The sequence below is a fragment of the uncultured Nitratireductor sp. genome (assembly GCF_913053745.1).
Classification (GTDB): Bacteria; Pseudomonadota; Alphaproteobacteria; order Rhizobiales; family Rhizobiaceae; genus Nitratireductor.
The window spans coordinates 1-6,157 of sequence record NZ_CAJXGF010000209.1 but is presented as its reverse complement, the minus strand read 5'-3'; the positions used below and the strand labels follow the sequence as shown (position 1 = coordinate 6,157).

Genomic DNA, 6,157 nt, shown 5'->3' with positions numbered 1-6,157 from the left:
AGGGCTGAAAGCACTCGACACCGCGCAGGCCGTGTTCGACCGCGTCTCCTTCGATCTCATCTACGCCCTGCCCGATCAGACCGAGGCGCACTGGCGCGACCAGCTTTCGCGCGCCCTTGGCTTCGGCACCGGACACCTCTCGCTCTACCAGCTCACGATCGAGCCGGGCACGCGTTTCGCCACCGACGTGAGACGCGGCGGCTTCATCCCGCTGGATGACGACCGCGCGGCGGACCTCTTCGCGCTGACCCGTGAACTGACCGAGGCAGCGGGCCTGCCACCCTACGAGATCAGCAACCACGCGCGTCTTGGCGAGGAGAGCCGACACAACCTCACCTACTGGCGATACGAGGATTACGCCGGGATCGGACCCGGAGCCCACGGCCGTCGCGGCGGGCTTGCCACGCTGCGGCACAAGAAGCCCGAGAACTGGCTCGATGCCGTCAACCGTAATGGGCACGGCCTTAAGGAAGAGCGCGTTCTGGTTCACGGAGAGCAGGCATCGGAGGCGCTGCTGATGGGACTGCGGCTAGCGGAAGGGGTCGATCTCGAAGCGCTCGGCGAGCGATGTATCGATTGAGCTCAAGATTGCCCCCTATTTTGCGATTCGCGGGTCGAGAATGTCGCGCAGAGCGTCACCGACGAGATTCCAGGAAAGCACGAACAGGAAGATCGCCATGCCCGGGAAAAACAGCGTGTACCAATAGGCGAAGGGATCATCGCCCTGACCGACGATCCAGTTGCGCGAGTAAGCGATAAACTGGCCCCAATCCGCATATCCTTCTTCGGTTCCCACTCCGAGAAAACTGAGCGCCGAGGCAGCCAGGACCATGGAACCGGTCGCCATGGTTGCGAGAACCAAAACCGGAAAGAAGGTGTTGGGAAGGATATGCCGCAGAATAAGACGCAAGTCGCCAGTGCCGTAAGCGCGCGCGGCATGTACGAAATCCAGCTCCTTGACCCGCAGTATTTCGCTTCGCACGACACGCGCATAATTCATCCAGCCGAACGTACTGAGGGCGATGATCATCGGCACCAACCCCTTGCCCAGCAAAGCCGTCAGCACCATCGCCGCAATCAGCAGCGGCACGGCCATAAAGACATCAACGACGCGCATGAGCACTTCATCGACGAGACCGCCGTAAAACGCGGCGATCGATCCGATGAGCACACCGACAAAAACGGAGATGAGCACGACGCCAAGGCCGATCTTGAAAGCGGTTCGGGTTCCCCAAACCAGACCGTAGTAAATATCAAACTGCCCCTGCGTTGTACCAAGAGGATGTTCACCGGAGGGCGGCTGGGGCTGCGCCCAGAAACCGGCACGCGGCGTATCATAAGGGCTGATCTGATAGGGTTCGGGCACCGCAAGCAGGGGGGCGAAAAGCGCTACCACGACAAAGCCGATCAACACGACCATGCCGAACAGAGAGAGGGGATTGCGCAAAAGGTAGCGGAGCACCGTCATCTCAGCTTCACCCTTGGGTCGAGCAGCGGGTAGAGCAGGTCCACGACGAGATTGATAACGACCAGGACAAGCGCGAAATAAAGAGCAAAGCCGAGCACTCCGGGAAAATCGAGATTGGAAGCTGCATCGGCGGCAAACCGGCCAATACCGTGATAGTCGAAGATCGTTTCCGTGATGACGACTCCTCCCATCATGTAAGCCAGTTCCATGCCCGCGATCGTCACCACCGGCAGCATCGCATTGCTGCGGCCATGCTTGTTTTGAACAACCCTTTCGGGCAGCCCCTTGGCGCGCGCGGTGCGGATGTAGTCCTGACGAAGGGTTTCCAGCATGCTGGTGCGCATCACACGTGTCATGCTGGCAAGGTTGACATAGGTCAGTGTGACAACCGGGGCGATCAGGTGTCGCAATGCATCGAAGAAGACAGCCAGGTTCCCGTTGAGCAGTGCATCGAGCGTGTTAACGCCGGTGTAGCGGGTAAAAGCCTCGCCCGCGACCACCACTTCGGCCCATTGGCTAAGACGACCGGGTGGGAACCAATTCAGCGTTCCGTAGAAAATCATCAACATCATCAGGCCGAAGACGAAAACCGGAAAGGACCAGCCGAGAATGGTGAAGATGCGAATGGCGTGATCGATGCCCTTGTTCAGATAAACGCCTGCCTTGGTGCCAAGCCAGATGGCCCCGATCAGGCTGGGAATGAAAGCAAAGAAAACCAACTCCGCAGTGGCCGGGAAAAGATCAATCAAGGCGTCGGCAACCGGCGCCCTGGCGGTCTCCGACCATCCCAGATTGCCCGTCAGAACATTGCCGAGCCAATCACTGTATTGAACCAGAAACGGCTCATCGAGCCCGTATTTCTCGATCAGGGCAGCGATCTGATCGTTCCCACCTTTCAGAAACTCGGGCCCAGGCGCATAGGCAGCCAGCCGTTGCACGGGCGACAATGTCATTTGCAGAGAAAAGATCATCAAGGTGAGAGCAAGCAACACCACTGGGATGAACACCGCTCGGCGCAGAAGATAGTAAAGCATGGCATCCGTATGATCAGGGCAGCGGAAGCAAATCGCCTCCGCGCCCGGCGCGGAGGCTCATGGAGCGCGGTGTCTATTCAGACTTGGTGATGTTGTAGAAGTCCCAAGCACCGTAAAGGATCATGTTGTGCACGTACCCATCCACCCAATCGCGCGAGACCACGTGGGTGTAATCCTCCCAAAGGAACTGGGTGGTCGCGAGCTCGTGGCTCATCACTTGCAAGCGCTCATAAATGGGGCGACGTTCGTCGGGATCGTTCAGTTTCCACGCTTCATCCAGCAAGGCATCGAATTCCTGGCGCATCAGTTCGCGATACCCTTCGCCACTGAAACCGGCCACAAGGCCCGTGCTGGCCAGGTAGTAGGTCGCAGCGCCAAGCGGACCGCCGGGGTCCGAGTAATCCGGCCCCCATCCCATATAGGCCATGGGAATGCTTGGATTGGTGCTGGTATAAATGCGATCAGAGATTGTGGCCCAAGGCAGAGCCTGAATCTTAAGGCGGAACTTCGGATTGATACGGGCCAGATTCTGCTGGAGTACCGAAAGCGCAGCGTTTGCAAGCTCCGTGCCTTCCGTCATGAACGCCGTCATCTCGAAGCCAACATCCCACAGCTTGCCATCGTAGGCCTTGCGGAAGTGCTCTTCGGCCTTCTCCGGATCGAAGCTGTAGACCGGACTCTCATCGGTATACCCCATCAGTCCACGCACGGTCGGGCCGCGCAGCTGTACCGTATTGCCAAGGTTTACCTGCTCCAGAAGCAACTGATAGTTCTGTGCATAGTTGAAGCCCTTGCGCACGTCGATGTCACCGAAGAAATCCGGGGGAATTCCGGCACCGTCGAGTTTGCCGCTGCCAATCGCCGGATTGCCTTCGGCCTGAACGGGCCACATGAAGAACAGGCTGCGCCCGAAAATATTCTGTAACCCCTCTTGGACCTTGATGCCGGGGCGCGACTTCATCTCTTCGAGAAACTCGACGGGAGTGGCGACGACGTCTGCATCCCCGGCCTCGAGTTGCAAGCGCCGGGTGGTCCACTCTGGCACCGTGCGCAAGACAACGCGCTCAAGCGGCGCCGGGCCGTCCATATAACCTTCGAAACGCTTCATCACGAGACGCTTCTCGCCCTGATCCCATTCTTCGAGCATGAAGGGCCCACTGCCATTGACCTGCTCGAACAGAGCGCTGTCGCCCAGATCCGGCTTGTGAAATTCCACCCAGTTATCGGCCGTTCCCGGCCAGGCTCCATGATCGACGGCCCATTCCTTGTCGATGACCGAGGTGGCATAAGGCAGCGCTATGACACCGAGTGTGGCCGGAAACGATTTTTCCAGGGTGAGTACGACCTTGCCATCTTCAACGGTAATCTTTTCGGCAAGGGCATCGTGTACCGCGACGAGGTCGGCTTCATCCAGATCGTCGAAGTTTTCGACACCGGCGAGTTGCGTCGCCCATTCGCGAATGTTGGCATAGGCGCCTGCCGTCACCATCTCCGTCACGGCATTGGCCATCCAAGATTCCCCCTGAAGGATGGCGCGCATGAAACTGTAACGGACATCCTCAGCCGTAATCTCCCCAAAACCGGGTTCGATGCGCTCACGCTCCTCCCCACTCAAATCGTCATAATAGCGCCATTCGATCTTTCCATCCGCAGCCTTGAGACCGACCTTGTGCGCATAAATCCCTTCGCGGATCGGAAATGTATATCGAACCGAACCATCCTCGCCGGAAACGATCAGACCATTGTCGAGCGAGGGCACCTCGGACGCAATCGAAGGAACGAATTCGGAGATGTTCGAGCCGTCATAGCCAAGCAGCCGATTATACATGTTCAAGGACGCGTAAGTGCTCGGCGTGTTGCCGATATATGCAGGGTCGAGAGACTGGATTCCGCTGGTCCAAAGATAAACCAGGGTTCCCGGGTTCTTAACTTGTGCATTGCCGATCCCAACCGGGCCAAACACGGCACAGGCGGTTAACAAGGCGATTTTTTTGAGCATTGGCTTTCCCCTCAATTCAGATACTGCACTGAACCGTGAACCCTTGGAACGGGCATCTTTTCCGCAAACGGTAGGGGGAGCTTTTCAGGCTGTCTAATACTCTTTATAGATGAACTATGCAAAAATCGCATGGAGCACTGCTTTGGAACTCATCTGGATGGAGGATTTCCTTGAGATTGTCGCATCGCGGAACTATTCGACTGCGGCAGCGGCACGCAACATCTCGCAACCGGCCTTCAGCCGACGCATAAAGGCGCTGGAACGCTGGGTCGGCGTGGAACTTATCGACAGAAGCACATACCCGGTCCAATTGACACGAGCGGGAACGCTTTTTCTACCACGCTGTCAGGAGTTGGTGCGCGAGCTCTACCGCTTGCGAAACGATTGCCAGCAACAGGCCGAGACCCGCCAGAACCCCGTCTCCTTCAGCGCACTGCACACTATCGCATTGTTCTTTTTCCCCGAATGGATCAAAGGCGTGGATGGCTCCAGATCGCTGCTCCCCCTGAGCATGCAGGCCTCCGACTTTTACGAATGCATAGAGGCTCTCGCCATGGGCAGGAGTGACTTCGCAATCGTCTACAGCCACCCCGACGGCCCACCGGTTCTGACCGCGGGACCCTTCGAATCCCTATGCGTGGGCACCGATCCGCTTGTTCCCGTGTCCGCTGTCGATACCGAAAACAAGCCGATCTACTCACTGGAACAGGATCAGCAAACCCGCATCCCTTACTTGGCCTACTCATGGAATGACGGCTATCTGGGCAAACTCGTTTCCCTGATCCACGCGCGCCAGGAACGCCCTCTGCCGCTGGCAACCGTATACGAGACGTCTATCTCCGAGGGCATCAAGAGAATGGTTATGGCCGGTGAAGGGGTGGGCTGGCTGCCGCTCTGCTGCGTCAGGGACGCGATAGAACGCGGCGAACTTTGCCAGATCGGCGGTCCGGAGTTGAAGCTCGACATGGAAGTCAGGCTGTTCCGCAGACATGGCTCCCACAGCCCGCATCTCGAAACATTCTGGCAAAGAATCGAACTCAACGCGAACGCTTCCGAAACTCGGCATACAGGGTGTTCAAAGAAGATCGCCGGGCCAACAGCAAGCTGAATGCTTTATGCAAAAAAAACATGAATTCGCGAAACACTGACAAAGCTTGACTTTTCCGCACGCGTGCGCCGCGACGAAAATTTCAGTCTCTTGACAAGCCTCCCCCAACACTTCCCGATCTGGTGGTGAACGGTCCTCAATCACCCAGCGCGATCTGTCCAAGGGAGGCGGCAGAAAGATGAGCCACGTTGACCCTGAACCTGCACTGTCGGCGACGCGGGTGCTGCAGGTGGAAAACCTCAGAATATCCTTCGCGGCGCAAAGCAAGACGCCCATCGAAGTCGTGCGCGGCGTCTCCTTTCATATCGATAGGGGCGAGACGCTGGCGCTGGTGGGGGAATCGGGCAGCGGCAAATCCGTTACCGCAATGACGCTGATGCGCCTGACGGAACACGACGGCGCGTCGATCACGGGGGGGTCGATACGTTTACGCGGACGCGAGGGACGGCTCATCGACGTTACACGCATGCCGCTGGAGAAGATGATCAGTATACGTGGCGCGGACATTTCCATTGTCTTTCAGGACCCGATGTCCAGTCTCAATCCGG

The 6,157-nt window shown here is 57.9% G+C and carries 5 protein-coding genes and 1 pseudogene; 3 read left to right on the top strand and 3 right to left on the bottom strand.

Annotated elements, in window-relative coordinates; translation table 11 throughout:
- Positions 1 to 580: pseudogene (locus tag QZ638_RS21915) on the top strand (coproporphyrinogen III oxidase); the annotation flags it as partial.
- A 15-nt stretch (positions 581 to 595) separates the two neighbouring features.
- On the opposite strand, the gene QZ638_RS21910 reads toward QZ638_RS21915, so the two are convergent.
- From QZ638_RS21910 to QZ638_RS21900, 3 genes are all read right to left on the bottom strand, one after another.
- Entirely contained in the window at positions 596 to 1,468 is an 873-nt protein-coding gene (locus QZ638_RS21910) for an ABC transporter permease (RefSeq protein ID WP_295814545.1), read from the bottom strand.
- Complete coding sequence (locus QZ638_RS21905) at positions 1,465 to 2,502, bottom strand: ABC transporter permease (protein WP_295814542.1); 1,038 nt, start codon at positions 2,500 to 2,502, stop codon at positions 1,465 to 1,467. Before QZ638_RS21905 ends, QZ638_RS21910 begins: the two co-directional genes overlap by 4 nt.
- Positions 2,503 to 2,575: 73 nt before the next feature.
- Entirely contained in the window at positions 2,576 to 4,501 is a 1,926-nt protein-coding gene (locus QZ638_RS21900; protein ID WP_295814537.1) for an ABC transporter substrate-binding protein, read from the bottom strand.
- A gap of 142 nt (positions 4,502 to 4,643) precedes the next feature.
- Between QZ638_RS21900 and QZ638_RS21895 the strand changes: the two genes are divergently transcribed.
- Complete coding sequence (locus tag QZ638_RS21895; RefSeq protein ID WP_295814534.1) at positions 4,644 to 5,609, top strand: LysR substrate-binding domain-containing protein; 966 nt, start codon at positions 4,644 to 4,646, stop codon at positions 5,607 to 5,609.
- A 178-nt stretch (positions 5,610 to 5,787) separates the two neighbouring features.
- Positions 5,788 to 6,157: ATP-binding cassette domain-containing protein (locus QZ638_RS21890; protein ID WP_295814530.1), on the top strand; the 370-nt coding region annotated here is incomplete at its 3' end.

Coding starts and splice junctions, on each gene's coding strand:
- QZ638_RS21910 (WP_295814545.1), bottom strand. CDS start 1,468: ATGACGGTGCTCCGCTACCTTTTGCGCAATCCCCTCTCTCTGTTCGGC.
- QZ638_RS21905 (WP_295814542.1), bottom strand. CDS start 2,502: ATGCTTTACTATCTTCTGCGCCGAGCGGTGTTCATCCCAGTGGTGTTG.
- QZ638_RS21900 (WP_295814537.1), bottom strand. CDS start 4,501: ATGCTCAAAAAAATCGCCTTGTTAACCGCCTGTGCCGTGTTTGGCCCG.